Source organism: Sporolactobacillus sp. THM19-2 (assembly GCF_004153195.1).
Taxonomy (GTDB): Bacteria; Bacillota; Bacilli; order Bacillales; family Sporolactobacillaceae; genus Sporolactobacillus.
On sequence record NZ_SEMC01000051.1, the window covers coordinates 1 to 1,238 of the forward strand.

Sequence of the window (1,238 nt, forward strand, 5' to 3'; positions counted from 1 at the left end):
TTGAATAAAGATAACCGCTGGGTACAGCTTGCTCAGATCATCCCCTGGTGGAAAGTTGAGGAGCACTACGCTGCGACGTTTAAAAAGACTACGGCGAAAGGCACAAAACCGCTGTCAGCCCGTTTGGCTCTCGGCGCGCTGATCATTCAACAGCGCCAGGGAACGACGGACCGGGAAACCGTCCTGCAGATCACGGAAAACCCGTACATGCAGTACTTTCTGGGCCTTCCGGCCTTCCAGGAGAAATCGCCCTTTCATCACTCGATGATGTCTATTTTTCGCAAGCGTCTGAAGCAAAGGGACATCAATCAAATCAACGAATGGCTGGTGATGCAGGAGCATCAGGAAGCGGAATCCGAGCATCAGGATTCGCACAATCACGACGATACACACAAAGGGCAACAGGAGCCTCCAGCCGGATCGTCGGAAAATCCGGCTGAAAGCCGGCCGGAAGAGGCACCGAAAAATCAGGGCAAACTGCTGCTTGATGCCACCTGTGCCCCGGTCGACATGGCCTATCCTACAGACATCTCACTGCTCAATCAGGCGCGTGAGAAGCTGGAACTGATCATCGATGAACTCTATCGGCCGATTCGCGATCAGTTCAACGTCAAACCTAAAAAATATCGCCAGACAGCGCACAAGGCTTATCTGGCCATTGCCAAACAGCGTCGGCCCGGAGCTGAGTGGCGACGGAAAGCCGTGGGCGAGCAACTACATTATATCCGCAGGGATCTAAGAACCATTAAGAATCTGGCTGCCCAGTCGCCGCTGACGCAGCTCCCTCCATCCCATTATCGTTATCTGCTGGTGATTCATGAACTGTACCGCCAGCAGGACTGGATGTATCAGAACAGAGAGCACCGGATAAACGACCGGATTGTCAGCCTTTCGCAGCCGCATGTTCGCCCGATCGTCCGCGGGAAAGCCAGAACCAACGTTGAGTTCGGTGCAAAAGTCGCGATCAGCCTGGTCGATGGAGATGCGCTGATCGAAAAACTGGGCTGGGACAACTTCAACGAGGGGAAAACCCTTCAGGACTCTGTCGAAGCCTATCGCAAGCGCTATGGCTATTATCCGGAAGCTGTCCTGGCCGACACACTCTATCGCAATCGGAAGAATCGGGCTTTCTGCAAGGCACGCCACATCCGGCTCAGCGGACCGAAACTCGGCCGTAGGCCGAAAGATAAGCAGGCCCGGAAAACAGATCGAAGGGTGGAGCAGTGCGACTTTAAAGG

At 54.4% G+C, this 1,238-nt stretch carries 1 protein-coding gene; it reads left to right on the forward strand.

Annotation, left to right across the window (positions count from 1 at the left end; genetic code table 11):
- A partial coding sequence (locus tag EWH91_RS14270) for an IS5 family transposase (RefSeq protein WP_129930924.1) occupies positions 1-1,238 on the forward strand: 1,238 nt, incomplete at both ends.